Origin of the sequence: Schaalia odontolytica, from assembly GCF_009730335.1 — a bacterium.
GTDB classification, from domain to species: Bacteria; Actinomycetota; Actinomycetes; order Actinomycetales; family Actinomycetaceae; genus Pauljensenia; species Pauljensenia dentiphila.
Map to the genome: position 1 here is coordinate 2,293,265 of NZ_CP046315.1, position 16,566 is coordinate 2,309,830.

Annotated in this window: 14 protein-coding genes; 4 read left to right on the plus strand and 10 right to left on the minus strand. The window is 63.7% G+C overall.

Annotation, left to right across the window (positions count from 1 at the left end):
* The first annotated feature begins 715 nt into the window (after positions 1 to 715).
* Together FOC40_RS10015 and FOC40_RS10020 are read left to right on the plus strand one after the other, a co-directional pair.
* Positions 716 to 1,075 (plus strand): DUF559 domain-containing protein, encoded by a 360-nt coding sequence (locus FOC40_RS10015; RefSeq protein ID WP_231126015.1) that lies wholly within the window; start codon positions 716 to 718, stop codon positions 1,073 to 1,075.
* A gap of 1,217 nt (positions 1,076 to 2,292) precedes the next feature.
* The gene (locus FOC40_RS10020; RefSeq protein WP_003792081.1) at positions 2,293 to 2,970 is read left to right on the plus strand and encodes a potassium channel family protein; all 678 of its coding nucleotides are present in this window, start codon (positions 2,293 to 2,295) and stop codon (positions 2,968 to 2,970) included.
* A gap of 109 nt (positions 2,971 to 3,079) precedes the next feature.
* Here the strand turns inward: FOC40_RS10020 and FOC40_RS10025 are convergent, their stop codons facing one another.
* From FOC40_RS10025 to eccD, 8 genes are all read right to left on the minus strand, one after another.
* Entirely contained in the window at positions 3,080 to 4,189 is a 1,110-nt protein-coding gene (locus FOC40_RS10025; RefSeq protein ID WP_004565536.1) for a hypothetical protein, read from the minus strand.
* Positions 4,186 to 5,274: a type VII secretion target gene (locus FOC40_RS10030; RefSeq protein ID WP_155844148.1), complete on the minus strand. Its 1,089-nt coding sequence runs from the start codon at positions 5,272 to 5,274 to the stop codon at positions 4,186 to 4,188. Before FOC40_RS10030 ends, FOC40_RS10025 begins: the two co-directional genes overlap by 4 nt.
* A 5-nt stretch (positions 5,275 to 5,279) precedes the next feature.
* Positions 5,280 to 5,666 (minus strand): YbaB/EbfC family nucleoid-associated protein, encoded by a 387-nt coding sequence (locus FOC40_RS10035; protein WP_004565533.1) that lies wholly within the window; start codon positions 5,664 to 5,666, stop codon positions 5,280 to 5,282.
* Between the two features lie 131 nt (positions 5,667 to 5,797).
* Entirely contained in the window at positions 5,798 to 7,015 is a 1,218-nt protein-coding gene (locus FOC40_RS10040) for a S8 family peptidase (protein WP_004565532.1), read from the minus strand.
* 61 nt (positions 7,016 to 7,076) lie between these two features.
* Positions 7,077 to 8,264: a S8 family peptidase gene (locus tag FOC40_RS10045; RefSeq protein WP_231126016.1), complete on the minus strand. Its 1,188-nt coding sequence runs from the start codon at positions 8,262 to 8,264 to the stop codon at positions 7,077 to 7,079.
* On the minus strand, positions 8,261 to 9,679 hold the full coding sequence (locus FOC40_RS10050) for a S8 family serine peptidase (RefSeq protein ID WP_231126017.1): 1,419 nt from the start codon (positions 9,677 to 9,679) through the stop codon (positions 8,261 to 8,263). Before FOC40_RS10050 ends, FOC40_RS10045 begins: the two co-directional genes overlap by 4 nt.
* Positions 9,676 to 11,130, minus strand: coding sequence for a type VII secretion protein EccB (locus FOC40_RS10055; RefSeq protein WP_004565528.1), 1,455 nt, complete (start codon positions 11,128 to 11,130; stop codon positions 9,676 to 9,678). Before FOC40_RS10055 ends, FOC40_RS10050 begins: the two co-directional genes overlap by 4 nt.
* Before the next feature lie 3 nt (positions 11,131 to 11,133).
* A complete protein-coding gene (eccD, locus tag FOC40_RS10060) occupies positions 11,134 to 12,495 on the minus strand; it encodes a type VII secretion integral membrane protein EccD (protein WP_039929657.1) in 1,362 nt (453 codons plus the stop codon).
* Positions 12,496 to 12,690: 195 nt separating this feature from the next.
* Between eccD and FOC40_RS10065 the strand changes: the two genes are divergently transcribed.
* Both FOC40_RS10065 and FOC40_RS10070 read left to right on the plus strand, forming a co-directional pair.
* Entirely contained in the window at positions 12,691 to 12,996 is a 306-nt protein-coding gene (locus FOC40_RS10065; protein ID WP_034465071.1) for a WXG100 family type VII secretion target, read from the plus strand.
* A 22-nt stretch (positions 12,997 to 13,018) separates the two neighbouring features.
* Positions 13,019 to 13,300 carry a WXG100 family type VII secretion target gene (locus tag FOC40_RS10070; protein ID WP_003792060.1) on the plus strand — a complete coding sequence of 94 codons (282 nt, stop codon included), beginning with the start codon at positions 13,019 to 13,021 and terminating at the stop codon, positions 13,298 to 13,300.
* Between the two features lie 320 nt (positions 13,301 to 13,620).
* On the opposite strand, the gene FOC40_RS10075 is transcribed toward FOC40_RS10070, so the two are convergent.
* Positions 13,621 to 15,048: an FHA domain-containing protein gene (locus FOC40_RS10075; RefSeq protein WP_004565525.1), complete on the minus strand. Its 1,428-nt coding sequence runs from the start codon at positions 15,046 to 15,048 to the stop codon at positions 13,621 to 13,623.
* Complete coding sequence (locus FOC40_RS10080; protein WP_004565524.1) at positions 15,048 to 16,484, minus strand: hypothetical protein; 1,437 nt, start codon at positions 16,482 to 16,484, stop codon at positions 15,048 to 15,050. The genes FOC40_RS10075 and FOC40_RS10080 overlap by 1 nt, the downstream gene beginning before the upstream one ends.
* Positions 16,485 to 16,566 lie beyond the last annotated feature (82 nt).

A 16,566-nucleotide genomic window follows, 5' to 3' on the forward strand; every position in this document is an offset into this window, starting at 1 on the left:
CTCGGAGAGCGATCATCCATCAATCAGGCCCATATCCGCAGCTACACATGGTGGTGTCCAATTGTTACCTGAACTCGTCACATCCGTCAGATCGTCGCTTCGCGTTGTTGGCACTCATGGAACGAAAGTACAACTACATCGCCTCAGAAAGAACGGCGATGTTTTGAGGATCATGCCAGGCATTTACCTGCCAGCGGGAATCCTCACCGACACCTCATCAACCGAACGCCAAGAAATTACATTCATCGCGCGTTTAGCCGCCCTGAGTATCCGCTATCCCACGTATGTCCTGAGTGGACCGAGTGCCGCTTTTCTCCTGGGGTTACCGATCGAGTGCCGCTTGAAGGATCTGTTTGTGTACACAGGCAGCCCTAGTGGAACACGAAGGATCGTATTTCCTCATGTTGTAGCTCCTGATGGAACTAAAGTTCCCGGAACTACAATCAGCACATGCCGACCAAACCATCCTGTTCCAGCAATCGAGTACTTAGGCTTCCGCATCGCGACACCTGCGCGAGTTGTCGTTGATTGCGCTCGTCTGCTAAACGAACAGCACGGGTTTCCCATCGCCTGCGCAGGGTTGGCCCGGGCGTGCCAGTTTGATCGTTTCCATCAGGATGAGTCGCGTGCCCGCCAGGAGAAGGCGCGCGGAGAATTCCACGAGACCTTGGCTGGCACTCCCCTCAACACCATCGGACGCGAGCGGGCTCGATGGATGATTGATCGTGCCGACGCTGGATGTGAGTCTCCCGGCGAGGCCCTGGTCCTCCTCGCGTTGCTGCGCGCGGGGATCGAAGGAATGACGACTCAAGAAGAGGTCCAGGTTGCCGACCACACGTACTTCATCGATATTGCACTGCCCAACCTGAAGATCGCTATCGAATTCGACGGGCGCATCAAATACGGGGATACGGTTGATGAAGTCCACGACAGCATTGAGGCCGAGCAGCGTCGACAAAGAGACCTCGAACGCGCCGGGTGGACAGTCATTCGTGTCCGTTGGTCGGATCTGCGCGTCATCGACGAGGTCGTCGCCCAGGTACTGGTCGCCATCCGCGCAAAGAAGGGAAACTGAAGAAGACGACGATCTGATTGGCGCATGACTCATGCCATCTTTGAATTCCCAGACAGCATATTGCTGTGCGCTGGAAACACTTTGAGATGGTTCGAGCAATACAGCCCAGCATGAAACCCACAGCACCAATGCGCGGCGGCTGGCACTCGCGCTTGAAACCCACAGCACCACTGCGCGGCTCCAACCACCCAAAACAGGCCCATTCACACCCGCAAAGGCGACGCCGGTTTCACCACCCCCACCGACCAAACCCGCAAAGGCGACACCGGTTTCACCAACGGCCGCCAAACACAACCGATCTCACCACCACAAGGCGCCACACAGCCCGACGTGAAACCCACAGCACCACTGCGCGGCGGCTGGCACTCGCGCTTGAAACCCACAGCACCACTGCACGGCGGCCGACACTCGCGCTTGAAACCCGTGACACCACTGCGCGGCTCCAACCACCCAAAACAGGCCCATTCACACCCGCAAAGGCGACGCCGGTTTCACGCGCCGCGCCAACCACACCCGCAAAGGCAACACCGGTTTCACCAACGGCCGCCAAACACAACCGATCTCACCACCACAAGGCGCCACACAGCCCGACGTGAAACCCACAGCACCACTGCGCGGCGGCTGGCACTCGCGCTTGAAACCCACAGCACCACTGCACGGCGGCCGACACTCGCACTTGAAACCCGTGACACCAATGCACGGCGGCTGGCACTCGCGCTTGAAACCCGTGACACCACTGCGCGGCTCCAACCACCCAAAACAGGCCCATTCACACCCGCAAAGGCGACGCCGGTTTCACGCGCCGCGCCAACCACACCCGCAAAGGCGACGCCGGTTTCACAAGCGAGCCAACCTCACTGTCACCTCGAACTACGCCCGGCACAAAACCGTCTTTCTTTCACAGGTTCTGGTCGCCATCCGCGCGAAGGTAGGACGTTAGCGACCAAGTAAAGATGTTTCACGCGCGTTTCACGGCACCAACCAGATACCGACACCGGTGCCGCGACAGACCTTGCAGAGACAGCCCCACTTTGAAAACGCCTTCCACCGTCTTCTCGCGCGCCAGGCAATGCAACCGTGCCACGCCCTTGCGCTCCACGAGCTACACGGAGGCGCCCTCACACTAGCCAGCACTTCCAGGCACGGACACCGCAAAACCACTGCGCTCACGACCGCAGCGTTCGCGTTGGGGGCGCACGCAGGGAAGAATGGGGGGCATGGCAGATGAACGCGAGTCAAAGGAACTCCAGTCGGGAACGCTCGTCATTGGGCTGGGCCGTTTCGGGTCCGCCGTCGCAGTGACGCAGGACCAGCTGGGCTACGAGATCCTGGCCGTCGAAAAGAACCCCGCACGCGTGCAGGCCTTCGCGGGTCGTTTCCCCCTCGTCGAGGCCGACGCGACCTCCAAGGATGCCCTCGAGCAGCTGGGGGCGCGTGAGTTCCGCAGCGCCGTTGTCGGTGTGGGTTCCTCGCTGGAGGCGGCGGTGCTCATCACCGCGAACCTGGTCGACATGGGCATTTCCTCTATCTGGGTGAAGGCGACCTCCTCTCAGCACGGTCGCATTCTTCGCCGCGTAGGTGCCCACCACGTCGTCTACCCCGACCTGGACGCCGGCAAGCGCACGGCGCACCTGGTGGGTGGCCGCATGGTCGACTACATCGAGATGGAGAAGGACGGCTTCTCCATCATGAAGCTGCGCCCGCCGCAGGAGGTGCGCGGCTTCTCCCTTGAGGAACTCGACCTGCGCGGCCGCTACGGCGTGAACGTGCTGGCGATCCGCCGTCCCAAGCAGCGCTTCGAGTACGCGGACTCGTCGACGCGCATTAACGCTGACGACGAGATCATCGTGTCGGGCGACTCGCATCTGCTGGAGTACTTCGCGAACCGCCCCTGAGCCCCTTTGCATACGGTTGTGGCCCCGCACAGTATTTTCTGTGCGGGGCCACATCCAGTGTCACTGCCGACCAACAAGCCTCATTGTGGCTCGCTTTCCGACTGAAAACTCAGGGCAGCATCGGCCGCTTGCCGCCGGGGAGAATACCAACCTTCGGTGCCGGAATTCTCGGCCAGGGGCTGCTCGGTCCCTTCGGCGCCTTAACCTCGGGAGGCTTCTGCGAACCCCCGTCAGACTTCTTGCCCTTCCAAAGCTCCCAGAGCTTCTGAACGGTCTCCCCAACCTTCCTTGCACGATCCCAGAAGGAAGACTCTTCCTTCTTCTTCGGGGCCTCGGGGGCAGGCTTCGGAATGTCGGGTTCCGGCGACTTGCGCGGGGTCTCGGGAGTCTTCGACGAGGACGACTTGTCCGCGGAGGAGTCGCTGCCGCCGCAGCAGCCGCCGCCTGGATCCACGCAATCCTTGCCGACCTCACGGATGGAGGACGTCAGGTTCGACATTGCGGTGCCAATCATGTCCACCATCGCCTTGATGGCGTTGAAAGCGTTCTCGACCATCGTGAGGATGTTCTTGATTTCGGATGCCCACTGAACGGCCCTCGCCGCGATCTCCTTACAGGCATTCGCCAGCGCGAATCCCAACGTCAACGGAGCCTTCCAGGCAGCGTCCGCGGCAATGCCGACGAGTTCGGAGATCACCGCGCAGATCAGGTCGTGTACCTTCTTGACGAGGGTCGCGACCGTCGCAACAGCGTTTCCGAACTTAGACGAGGTGCCTGCGACGCCGCGAGTGGCGTTGACGACCTGGCCCTGACGCATCAGGTAGGCGGACACCGACTCACCCGACATCTCCGCCATGGCGCTCTGACCGCTCGACTCCAGCTCGTCCGCGATCGACGACAGCGACTCGGAAACGGACTGCCAGGAGACGCCGATGCCGTTCACCTGAGCGGAGTCACCGGTGAGCTGGTTCATCCACATGTTCAGTGGGTACACGTACTCAAGGGCAAGGCGAGTGGCAAACGAGACACCTGCCTGAATGGGACTGGTCATCGATCCGACGACGGACGTTGCCGCGTCCACCGCGGAACTCGCAGCCTGCAAGGCACTATCCACATTCGGCGACTGAGCCAGGGACACAAGGTCTTCGGCTGCGTTGATGATCGGGTCGGAGCCTCGAATACCCTGGCTCGGCGTGTAGACGGGCTGCTTCACAGTCACTTCTTAACTCCTTCGAAGATAAAGCGGCGCAGGGAGCGTTCCTCGTCCTGACGCTGGCGGTTCAGGAACGTGTCGATGTCCTGATCGCCGTGCTGGTCCTGCTTCTCGAAGAGGGACTTCACGTCATCCGGCTTCGAATCCGGATGTGCCTTCGCGAACTCTTCGATGCGCGTGTTCTGAGCCTTCTGCTGCTCCTCGACGAAGGTGCGGTAGCTGGCCTGCTGGTCAGTGCGCTGCTTGGACATGAAGGTGTCGAACTCGCGGCTGGTCGCCGTCGGGTTGTCCTTGACCCACTCGCGAATCTGCGCCTCTTCATCCGTGCGCTGCTTCGCCAGGAAGTCGGTCATCGCGTCCTGCTGTTCCTGCTGGTTCTGCTCGATGAGCGACTTGACCTCGGAGATATCCTCGCCCGGGTGGGCCTCGGCGTAACGCTCGAGCGCCTTCGCTTGGTCCTCCTTCTGACGCTCGTAGAACGTCTTCAGGTCATCATTTTCTTCCTCGCGCTGCTTCTCGAGGAAGGCGCGCAGTTCGTCGTCGGTGACAGAGATCTTGTCGTTGCCGCTCAGAAGGGAGGCGAGATCGTCTTCCTTCTTCTCGTCTTTGTCCTTGTCGTCGTCGAGCGAGCCATCGCCGCCGGGAGGGGTCGGGAGCGCCGCGCCGCCGGTAGCCCCGCCGCCACCGCCGGTAGCCCCGCCGCCACCGCCGAAGCCTCCGCCGCCACCGCCACCGCCGCCGGGGCCGGTACCGGTACCAGTAACGGGTTCCTGCAAGTCGTCCAGAATCTCCTTGGTGTCCTTTACGCGTCCATCCTCAACCGTTGCCATCTCAGCCGCCGTTTGACGCAGGCACGCAGCGAGACGGTGCTCAGCCTCGGAGATGTCCTTCATCATCGCGGAGAGGTTCTTGATGCCGAAATGCGCAACGATCGCATACGGAGCGAACATAAGGCCGAATGCGTTCTGCGAGACCTGGTTCTGTGTGCCGGCAGCAATGTTCTGCGCGCTCTCGATCGTGGTTGCACACGCGTCAACCTCGGTCGCATGCGACTGAAGTTGGGCGGTGTTAATCGCGAGATCGTAACCCATCGCAATCAGCGCCCAAGCTGCTCGAGGCGCGAGCTAATCTGATCGACAAACTCGCCCATCGCCGAGTCCCCGCCGCCGAACTGGCGGTGGCCCTGCTCGCGCAGGAAGCGGCTCATGTTCTTACCGGCGTCGGAGTAGGCCTCCATGATGGCTTCCTCGAGGTCCGAGGTGCTGCCTTCGAGGGCCTCGTCGTCGATCGACACGCGGGTCATGGTCCCCTCCTGGTTGACCTCGACCTCGACCTCGCGGCGGGAGTCGAAACCCGTGACGCGAGCGGACTCGAGTGTGGCCACGAACTCGTTCATAGCCGCGGCCTTGCGTTCGGCCTCGGCGATCTGAGCGTTAAGCATCTCTTCAAATTCTTCGGGCGTACGCCCCATCACATCTACCATACGGTTATCCTAACTGACTTGTTTGATCTACGTACAACACTTCACGGGACGAGACGCCCCGCTGCCCCGCAGCCCCGCGCATGTCGGCACGGCGTTCAACATTCGCGAGGGCGTCACCCATCACCACGTGCTCACCTCGAGTAGTGGTAGAGCGGGCTCGTCCCCAGGTGGACCTCGTACCCGTGCCCTTCACTCAGAGCGCTTTCCTCGTCGACGCCGCGGTACACGTACCAGCCATCGTTCACGACCTCGCGCGGATTCGCCAACCCGTAGTAGTAGTCGTAGAGGTCATCCTCATGGAAGGCAAAGCGGCTGCCCTTCTCCAGGAGCGGATTCTCCTCCGGGTACTGCGACGGATCGTCGGCCAGCAAAGCTGCCGGGTTGATCTCACCGTAGCCGGTGCGCTCATTCCACTGCCCGTTCGTCCCCCACGCCGTGGCCAGCACGGCCTGGAGAACCTGGTTCACGCTCACCTCACCACCGGCAAAACGCTGCCACGCGAGGGCCAGGAAACCCGCAACCATGGGCGCCGCAAAAGAGGTGCCCCTCACCTCCTTGAGCTGATTGTCTAGCGTCGACCTACCAACAACGACCCCCACGGCGGAAAGAGTAACCCCCTCCCCGTAGTTAGAATAGTCCGCGAAGTTACCGTCCTTATCAAGGGCAGAGACGCCGATGACGCCTCCCCACATGCCCAGCCAATTATCGGGATCGTGAGCTCGATCATTACCGACGGCAGCAACGATCGGTACACCCGAGAGAGCCGCCCGAGAAATCGCCCAGCGCATCTCCTGACTCTGAGGTTTCTTGTATGTAGAGGAGATCGCGATAATGTCAGCGCCGTCGTTGATCGCCTGCTCGATGAGATAGTCCAACTTGGCTCGCCCTGCCGGATGCGCCGTTCCCAGAGAACAGTCATTGCTACTCTTCTGTGAATCCAGGATCGACACATAGTTGTAGATGGTCGCCTTCGGCGCGATACCGAAGTCCGGGGCGACCAAGAGCTGCGCGATATACGTCGCGTGTTCGTCGCTTTCGGCGTCCACGGGCGCGTCACACGGACTCTTTTCGACGATGTCCGCGCCCTGTAGCTCGGGAATGGACGTGTCGATGCGCCCGTCGATAACCGCGATCGTCACCCCCTCGCCCGTATACCCCTGGGCGTGCAGCGCCTCCAGGTTGTAGCGCGAATAGTACGCCTCATCCGAGACTCTCACCTTGCGATCCACCGCCCCCGCAGGGGCAGCGGGAGCGACAGGCGAGAGCACGGCCGTCAGGGCCAGGGCGCAGGCCGAGGCCAGAACGGAGAGGGCGCGCAGGCCTCGGGACCGACCGATCGATCGCACCATTCTGTCTGTTCCTTTCGTTCGGGCACTCGTGCACTCAGGCACTCGGGTAAGCTGAGGCCTGTCACTGACTGTGGTACCGGGGGCTGGTGCCGATGTGGGTCGGGTAGCCGTGCTCGCGGCTGAGTGCAGCCTCTTCGTTCACGCCGCGGTAGACGTAGACATCATCATTACGAATCAAAATGGGGTTGACGACGCCGTCCGCATAGTCGGCAACGTCATCCCATGAGGGCAGCGAGTCGTAGACCTGCGGAACGCACGGATTCTCGTCCGCATACTGCGACGGGTCTGACCGGAGGAACGCGACCGGGTCGGCGGGGCCGTAGCCGGTGAGCTTATTCCAGCCGCTGCCGCTTCTGCCCGTTGCGGCCAGTGCCTGCAGAATCTGATCTGCGCTGACGTCCTTGTCGAAGTGCTGCCAGCCGAGCGCCAAGAAGCCGGCGATAATCGGGGTCGCAAAGGACGTTCCTTCCGCTTCCTCAACACGACCAGTCGACGTGTCACGCGTCAGGACTGTTCCCAGGGCGGTCGTCAGCAACCCATTGCCCCAGTTCGTGTACTCCGTCAGAGTGTTGTAACGCGTCGTCGCTCCGATGCCGCAGATTCCCCTCCACAGGGCGAGCGAATCGCCGGGGTCCTCGGTGGTCTCGTTGCCCATCGCGGCCACGACGATGACGCCCTCGGCAAGCGCCCGGGCCATAGCCCACCGAAGGTCGATGGAATCGGTCGGGAAGCTACTGGAGATCGTGATGATGTCGGCGCCGTCGTTGATCGCCTGCTCAATAAGGAGCGGCGTGTCATTCTCTGCTTCACCCGTCCAGCCGGAGAGCGTGCAGTTCGACTTATCGCCGTACAGGGGGATCGTGTAGGTGTAGAGCGTCGCGTCGGGCGCCACACCAAACTCGGGCGAGACCAGGATCTGCGCGACAGTGGTGCCGTGTGCCGCATTCTCGGGCGCCGACTCCTTGACGCAGGGCGTCCGATCCTGAATGTTCGCACCCTTGAGTTCGGGGATGTTCGGGTTCACGGCACCGTCCAGGACCGCGATGGTCACGCCCTTGCCTGTGATTCCCTGATCGTGAATGGACTTGAGCTTGTAGTACTTGTAGTAGTCCTGCTTGTCAGCGGTCACCGGCGGGTCGGCGGCGTAAGCCGGCGCAACGGGGGCAAGGCTCGCTCCGAGGCTGAGCGCGAGGGTTCCGGCAAGAACTCCCACGCTCCTACCCCAGCGTCGCGTTGTCCGAGTTGTCATGACAGGTCCTCTTCGGAGTCTTCGACGACGGCGGGCCTACCGCGCAAGTGAGAGAGGATCACGAGGCCTCCGAGTAGCGAGGCCCCGAGGACCGCAATCGCGGACACGATGTAGGTGCGAATCGTCAGGTTGTTATCGCGGGACGCCAAGTCCGCCGAGGCCACGGCGGGCCGAGCCGGAGCGGGATGCTCTGCAGCGTTGGGATGTTCGGGCCCGAACCTTGTGCCGATGTCGGTGAAGGTGAGGGCATCGAAGGGAGCGACAACACCCCAGCCAAGGGCGTCAGTGCGCTGATCGGCGGTGCCGCGCAGGGCGGTCACTTCGAGCCGATACTTCCACATGTCGGGCCCCTCATCGGGGTACGCCGAGGCCACGAGGGCCGCGAAGCCGCCCGCGTATGCAGTCGCATAGGACGACGACGGCAGGGGCTGGTCCCCCTCGTATCCACCGACGAGGCAGTCGGCCTGGTCGAACCAGGTCGTGAGAATGACGCCCGCAGGCACAGCGAGCTTGACGTGCGCGCCGTGCACCTGCTGCTCCGAAGCCGAACCATCCGCGTTCGAGGCGGTCACCCCCAGCACACCCGGGTACGCGGCCGGGTAGACGACGTGATCCGTTTCCTGGCCCTGGTACACGTTGCCGGTCGAGGCCACGACGAGGGCCCTGCCGCGCACTGCGTTAATCGCGGCCTCCAGCTGGGGGTCGCCATCGGGGGCGGACTGCGCGACGACGATGATCTGCGCGCCGTGGTCGGCGGCCCACTGGATCCCGCGGCCCACCTTCGACATGAAGGTCTCTTCGCCTTCCTTCTGCGGGCGGTTTTCCTGAAGACCGGTCTCGACGCGCACCGGGAGGATCTTCGCCTCGGGGGCGACGCCGACGAGGCCCGATCCCATCTCCTTGGGCAGCTCCTGCGCGGCGATCGCGCCCGCGATGGCGGTACCGTGTTCGCCGACGTCGACGCGCCCGTCGGTGTTTTCACCGCTCAGGTCGATGCCTGGGAGTACCACGGGGCCGTCCGACCCCTGGAAGTGCTGGTTGCCGGCGGCTACGCCCGAGTCGATGATCGCGACCGTCACGCCGCGGCCTCGTGAGACCTCCCAGGCACGACGTACTCCAACAGCGTCGAAGATGGCGGGCGTTTGCTTGATGTACGAGGGCGAGTTCTGCGAGCATTCGCCGCCCTCGGAATCGCTTGCGGGGGTCGTCGCCGACGACGAGGGAGTCGCCGTCGGCGTCGGACGCACGCTCGGGGTCGGTACCGGGTCCGCGTGGGCGACGCCGGGGCCGAACGCACCGGAGTCATCAGGCGAGACGACCGGCGCGGCGATAGGCACGAGCGCGAGTCCTGCGATCAGCGAGGCCCCGACGAGGCCTCGGCCCAAAGACCGGGAACGCGCGCGGCGGGTACTCACTTGATCCCCACTGAGGTGGCGGCGGCCTTCGGAGACATCTCAGAGCCCGGCGGGATGAGCTCGCCCCATGCGCGCGGTACCGACGCAGCCTCGGATGACTGCCACCCGAGGGCATTCATAGAGACGGCCGGAACATCTCCGAGGGAGTGACGGAAGCCCATATCGGAGATGAAGACGTAGGACGCAGCTTCGCCGCCACCGCCGGACGTGAGGGCGAGGAGGGCGCCAGATCCGCCCGCAACAGTGACGTTGCGCGTCGTGGACGGCCCCTTCGGGGACTGCAGTGATTCCGCGTCGTAGGACGCTTCGATCGCACGCTTTTCGGGCATGGTGACCAGGTCGAACTTCGGATTGAGTCGATCAGTGGTGTCCATCTGGGCGCACAGGACCGTCCGGCTGGCCGCGTCGCGGCTCTCGTCGAACCACTCGGGCGATTCAAAGTCCTCGACGGCAGGCCAATCGTCACCAACGAAGACGGCCCGGACGGGCTCGACGTACTTGAACATCTCGGTGGGGAACTTCTTCGAGGGCGGGGCGTCCTGATACAGGCGCGCCGCAGTCGAGTTGAAGACCACCAGATTCGAGTCGTCGATCACCAGGTACGAGTTCTTGACCTGACCGGTGGAGTCGACCTGATCGAGGACCATTCCGATGGTGATGCCCTCGTTCTTCAGGTCGCCGGGCAGGTTCGTGGCAGGCTGCCCCGCGTTCTCGATGTCGTTGTAGCTCCAGGGACGCAGAGGCGTGCCCGAAGGGAAGAGGTCGAGCCACTCGGGTTCGACGGTGATCGGATAGCTGGTGAGGTTCTGGAAGGACAGCGCCCAGTCACCCAGGCGGCTCACGCTGGAGTCGATGTAGTACTTCTTGCCTTTTTCCCGATCGACGAAGTACTTTTCTCCACTGCCGGTCGCCTGAACGAGCGCGGATGTCGCCTGCTTCACCGGAAAATTCGCCGCAGGCAGTTCCTTGGCGATCCACGTGTGGTATCCGGACTCCATGTCGCAGGAGAGCCACTGCTTACTCAGCATGTTGGGCTGCGGAACGTCATCGGGGACGTCGGGCAGACCGATCTGGGCACCGCGCGGAATGTTCTCGAGTGACGACGCTGAGGCCTGGATGTAGGGCAGCTTCGATTCGGGGCTGAGGAGCTTAGCGGTGGTCACGTTCGCAATGGGATGAAGAACGCCGTTTGCCCAGAAATAGCGGGCCCCCGTCCCCTTGACATCAACCAGCTGGTACTGTGCCTCCCCGAGCTGGGGACTCGGCGCGAAAACACGCATGCCGATTCCAACCACGCTGAGAATAACGGCGACCACGAGCCCGAAAACAAGGGGGCGTACGGGCGAGGGCGTGTCGACTTCGCGGCCGTCGGGCGTGCCGGAGGTGAAGGCCGTGATCAGGCGGTTTCGATTAAAGCGCTGGGCTTCGAGAATGTCTTTACTCGACGGCATGACTCAGCTCCACAGGTAGACGGCCAGGGGAAGCAGGACAAACAGCGACAGCACCGAGATCGTGTCGGCAATGCGCGTCAGGTGCGGGCGAGCACGAGGCCCGACGACATTCGTGATGACGAGGACGAGGGCCGTCGCGATCGCCGACAGCGTCAGCCACGGCATGGTCCTCGGGTCCGCGTAGGCGCCGAGCACAGCGGCAACGAGGATCACGATGAGGCCGGTGAGAGCACCGAGAAGCACCTCAACGCGAGCGCGGATCGAACGCGTCTGAAGAACAAGGGAGACCGCGCCGAGCACGATGAGAGTCAGCGGCAGGGAGACCGAGCGCGTTTCGGGTGCCGTCATCAGGGCGACGGCCAGGAAGAGAGCGGCGATTGCCCCGCCGGCGCGCAGGGCGACGACGAACATGAAGGAGGTGCTGATCTGGTCGGTGATGCCCTTCGCGGGAATCTGCTCAGTTGTGTCGGCATCCAGGATGCGCACGGGGATGTGGGCCAGCGCGATCCAGGGCGCGACCTGAAGAAGAACGATCACCAGGGCGAACAGGATGGCGGAGATACCGGCCTGAGAGAGCTGGCCGAGTCGTACCAGGAGGCCGGTGGCAGCCAAGACCGTACCGACGACAAGAGGGGCCGCGATGGAGATACGAGACCGCTTGGGCAGCGCGAGCACGGCGAGGGAGCCGATCAGGAGGCCGAGGCCGGTCCACCCCCAGCCGGCTGTGTCCCAGTGGCTCTGACTCAGGCGCAGAGCCGAGGCGGCCGTCAGGAAGGGGACGGTGTGTGCGAGCGCGATGCCGCTTGCCTGCGGGTGCTTCCGGGTCATCACGGCGGACGTCGCAGTCACGAGCAGGGCCGCGACGATGCCGATTGCGCCGGCAATGACGTTGTACCTCGTGACGGCTTTGGGGTCCAGGGCGGTGAGGGCGTCCGGAGGAGTAGTCGCCAGGAGGAGGGCTGCGACGAAGACGAGGCCCGCCGCGGAGAGCGCGGCAAGAGTGCGAGCGTCCTCACGCGTCCAAGGAGTGGACACTCTTTCGACGACTTGACCAACCGCTTCGGTGAGGTCGTCATAGACCATATCGGAAGCGCCCTCACCCAGCGGCTCGAGGGTGAGGGCCGCACCGGCGCGCACTCCCTGTGCGGACAGAGACTTGGATTGGTCGAGCAGACGGCCCGAGGCCGTGCGCACCGCGAAGCCATCATTCGTTGGCTGATCAGTGAAAGCGCCCACCGTTTCAACCATTCCGGGGAGAAGCTCCACCAGGGGAATCGACTGCGGAAGCGTCACGTCACTACGGTCAACGCCGTACGTAATCGTGAGCGGAATCAGCGCCACTCCTCGTGATGGTTTCGATGCCATTGGGTCCTCCCGAATGCCGCGTGATGGGGTTTTTGGCTACACGACACAACCCTGTAAGTCTAGATTCTCGGTCAGGTTTTGTCATGATTATTCCGTAACATCAAAAAAAACGATGAAAACATGGTTAGTATTCATGTGTCCCCATGCTCTCACGCATTCCGGCGAGAGAGTCCACTCATACAAATGGAGGTTCACATGGCAGACCAGAGGGCCGCAGAAGGCGCCCTAAAGCAGGGTTTCGCGGCGGTTGAGTCCACCAAGGCCGACATCGACAGCCACCTCAAGCGTCTTGAGGGCGACCTGTCGACCATCGGCAGCTCCTGGCAGGGCGCTGCGTCGGTGCAGTTCTCTTCGCTGATGGCTCAGTGGCAGGAGAACGCAGCAAAGGTTAACCAGGCTCTTCAGGATCTCGCTGACAACCTGCGCGCCACCGATTCGTCGATGGAAGCCAACGAGTCCGAGACCGAGAACTCGTTCGCTCAGCTGCTCGGCGGACTGTGAGAGATTAGATTAGGAGACTGACATGGATTTCCAGGTAAATTACGGCGCTCTTGACGCCGCTGCCGCTGACATCAACACCGGTGCCGCTAACCTGCAGAACTGCCTCGACGATCTCGAGCAGACGCTGAACCAGCTGCGCTCGTCGTGGGAAGGCCAGACGCAGGAAGCCTACGACGTTGCTCAGCGTCAGTGGAACCAGGGCCTCGAGGGCCTGAAGGACGTGCTGCGCCGCACCTCCTCCGCCGTTGACTCGGCTCGCTCCAACTACCAGCAGACGGACCAGTCCAACGCTGCCCGCTTCTGAGAGCATGAGCGCCTAGCGCTACGGAAAAGGGTCGTCCCTTTGGGGCGGCCCTTTTCCGTACCCACGAGCGTCCGATTCCGCGCTACGACAGACCATTTTCGTGCACACAAGCGACCAGCTAGGTATTTTCCGACCCCACCCACAAGAATTTCCCAGTCGGTTACATCGGGGCGGGCGCGAGCGCATACACAACCGCCGCCGTCCCGTGTCGGGACAGCGGCGGTGACCATTCAAAGGATCGGCGCAGCGAGACGATCAACGCGGAGACACGACCGACGCACGAGAGGATCAACGTGGCGAGGGATCGCCCGCCAACAGGGTCAGTGCACCGAATCGGCGTCGGCGTAGACGATCGTGGCTCGCCGATCACCCATGATGACCTCGGTACCGGCGGGCACCTCGACCGCCTGTCCACCCGTCAGTTCCATGACGCGGCCGTCGGGCGTGCGAATCTGCGTGCCGTTCGCGGAGAAGGAGTCTTCGATCCAGGCACCGGTGGCCGTGGGGCCCAGGCGCATGTGCGTACGCGAGAGCGACATCGTGGCATCAGGGACGACGACCGCTCGCGATCCCTCGACGGCTGCGGGTGCACGCCCAAGCGTCACCGGCATGTCGATGAGCTCGCGCTGCCCAGAGTCGAAGATAAGCCACAGAAGCTGCGTGCGCGGCGACGTCACCGGCACACCCCACTGAGACTGGCCGGCACCACCCCACTGGGACGCGCCGGAGCGCTGCACAGTCTGCACGTCGCGGCGACTCGGCGGAGGGCCAGGCACACCGGATGCGGGAGCCGCATACTGCCCTCCCCCACCGTACGAGGCTTGGGCGGGCTGAGGGGACACCTGCTGAGTGGGAGCTCCCCAGCTGGGCGGGGCGGGAACCTGGGCGGGAGCGGCAGGCGCGGCAGGCACAGCGGGCACCGCGGGAGCGGCGGGCGTGGACGGTGCTGCGGGACGCTGAGGCGCGGGGCGATGAGTATCCGGCGCGCCCTGGGGCGGCGCGAGGAGTGTGTCGAACTCGTTGGGCTCGCGCACTGCGGGAGCAGCCGGTGCAGCAGGCACGCTGAGCGCAGCAGGAACGCTGAGCGCAGCAGGAACGCTGGGCGCAGCAGGCAGCGGGGAGACCGCCGGCGTTGCGGGTGCGCTGTCATCCTCCCCGTAGGGATCGTTCACGCGCTGACCGGGTGCCGAGTAGTCCGGCGCCGAAGAAGGCACGGGCGTCAGCGGCGCAGCGGGGGCACTCCACTGATCGGCTCCCCCGCGAACGCTATCGAACTCGCTGGGAGCCCGGCTCGGACGCTCGGAGCGCTCAACCTCACCGGGGCCCGCCGCGAGCGCCGCGTGCTTGCGCAGGTCGACGAAGCGGGTGCGGGTGGGGCCGCTCAGCCAGGTGCGCCCGTCGTGGACCATCGCATACGAGGCAAGCAGGCCCACGCCGGTGACTTGGAGGAGAACGGCGAGGGCCGTGTAGCCCAGCGCCGCGCCGAGCGACGGAGTCTGCGCGTCGTCCTCGTCGCGGATCAGGCACACACGCATGACGGCCATGCCCGGCGTCCGGCCCGATGCGCCGAGCATGAGCGCGGAGGCAACCACTGCCTCGGCGGTGACCATTCCAATCGTCCACGCCGTGAAGTGCACGTACCACGTCACACCAAGCAGGACCCCGAGGATCAGCAGGTCGATGAGATACGCGCCGACGAGCCGCGATGCGGGCGCGTGGGCGAAAGGAGTCTTCGTCGTATCAGCCATTACAGGACTGCCCTCCAAGCAAACTCGAAGAGACCCGAGGAGATAACCGCCGCGGGAAGGAGTGTAAAGATGCAGAAAGTCTGCAAGAAGTCGAGGATCGTCCCCGAAAGGGCGGCGTCGCCCTTAGGAACGTGCAGCGTCATCCACAGGACCGTCGCGATCGCGATAATCAGCAGGATGGACAACGGGAGCAGGGGGAACAGCGAGTACGTTGCTTCGCTGGTCCCCACCGCCAAGGACTGCGACCACTTGCCAAACAGGAACGCACACCCGACGCCCGCAGCGGCGACGCGAGGCAGGATCTGACCGACATGCGCGCGAATCCCCCGAGGTGCCGTCAATAGGGTCACGATGGACATGATGACGAAGATGAAGCCGCCGAGGCCTCGGCCCAACGTGATCGCGGGAGTCACCGTATATGCCAGGGGAATGCCGCCGACCAGGATGAACAGCGTCGAGGCGGCCACCAGGAGGGTGTACCGAGCGTCGGTGTGCCCGAGGGCGTCCGCCATACGGCCGCCGGTCAGCGTGCTGGGCTTTTGCGCGGGAGGCTGACGGATGCGCGACGCGATCGTCTGCACCGACGCGGAATCAATGAGCTGGCTGTCGGGCACACGCAGCGCAAAACGGGGCGCCATCAGGAACAGGAACACTCCGAGGAGGAGAGCCAGCGGAGCGATGTCGATGAGGCCGAACATCGGGTAGGCGCCAATCGTGACGAGAGCCGTGGCGCCGATCCACGCGAAGAGGGCGCTGAGCGCGGTGGGGGTCGTCGTCAGCGACACGACCGCCAGCGAAACCGCGAGGGCAACCCACACGCCGATCACAGGGGCGACCGACAGGGCGTGGATGCCGGACATTGACACGAAGCCGATCGCGCTATATCCGGCGAGCGCGGGCATCAGGAGTAGCAGGGCAGGCCTCGAACGGACCATGCGCGAAGCGAAAAGCGGGAGGATGGAAGCAGCGCAGCACACGGCGGCACACGCGCCGCGCGCCCACAGCGGGATCTTCGCGACTTCGACGGCCCACTTCGGGCCATCCTCGGGGTGAGCAAAGCCAATCAGGGCCGCATCTCCGAGCATCGGCAGGAGGCACAGCGAGCTAACCGCACCTATCACGATGAAGCAGTAGCCGAGGAGGGCGAGGACCGGGGACAGCCACTGGTTCTCCTGGCGCTCCGAGGCCTCGTTCACCTGCTGAGCGGACAGGACGCGACTGGACAGAGCGATCGTCGAGCCTGCGGGCAGGTCACGACCGAGGACAGCTGCGCCGTCGAGGGGACGCCCATCGGCGTAGGAGACGCGCACGGAGGGAAGGGACAGATCGATCTCCAGCATGGCGCACAGGCCCGCGACCGTCGTCCCTTCGGGAGCGGCGAAATCGGAGGTGCCATCGGAGTCGATAACAGTCACTGACACCATGGTGGCGCTCATGTAACCTCCGTTCTCAGGTAAACAACAGTGCCCAGTGTAATGCACCGACGCTAACCGCCGGTTAAAACTTGGAAGTCCACTC

Bases quoted from the DNA above. Each gene is read 5' to 3' on its own strand.
- FOC40_RS10020 (WP_003792081.1), top strand. From the start codon at position 2,293: ATGGCAGATGAACGCGAGTCAAAGGAACTCCAGTCGGGAACGCTCGTC.
- FOC40_RS10070 (WP_003792060.1), top strand. From the start codon at position 13,019: ATGGATTTCCAGGTAAATTACGGCGCTCTTGACGCCGCTGCCGCTGAC.
- FOC40_RS10015 (WP_231126015.1), top strand. From the start codon at position 716: ATGATTGATCGTGCCGACGCTGGATGTGAGTCTCCCGGCGAGGCCCTG.
- FOC40_RS10030 (WP_155844148.1), bottom strand. From the start codon at position 5,274: ATGGGTTACGATCTCGCGATTAACACCGCCCAACTTCAGTCGCATGCG.
- FOC40_RS10045 (WP_231126016.1), bottom strand. From the start codon at position 8,264: ATGACAACTCGGACAACGCGACGCTGGGGTAGGAGCGTGGGAGTTCTT.
- FOC40_RS10080 (WP_004565524.1), bottom strand. From the start codon at position 16,484: ATGAGCGCCACCATGGTGTCAGTGACTGTTATCGACTCCGATGGCACC.
- FOC40_RS10075 (WP_004565525.1), bottom strand. From the start codon at position 15,048: ATGGCTGATACGACGAAGACTCCTTTCGCCCACGCGCCCGCATCGCGG.
- FOC40_RS10065 (WP_034465071.1), top strand. From the start codon at position 12,691: ATGGCAGACCAGAGGGCCGCAGAAGGCGCCCTAAAGCAGGGTTTCGCG.
- FOC40_RS10035 (WP_004565533.1), bottom strand. From the start codon at position 5,666: ATGGTAGATGTGATGGGGCGTACGCCCGAAGAATTTGAAGAGATGCTT.
- FOC40_RS10055 (WP_004565528.1), bottom strand. From the start codon at position 11,130: ATGCCGTCGAGTAAAGACATTCTCGAAGCCCAGCGCTTTAATCGAAAC.
- FOC40_RS10040 (WP_004565532.1), bottom strand. From the start codon at position 7,015: ATGGTGCGATCGATCGGTCGGTCCCGAGGCCTGCGCGCCCTCTCCGTT.
- eccD (WP_039929657.1), bottom strand. From the start codon at position 12,495: ATGGCATCGAAACCATCACGAGGAGTGGCGCTGATTCCGCTCACGATT.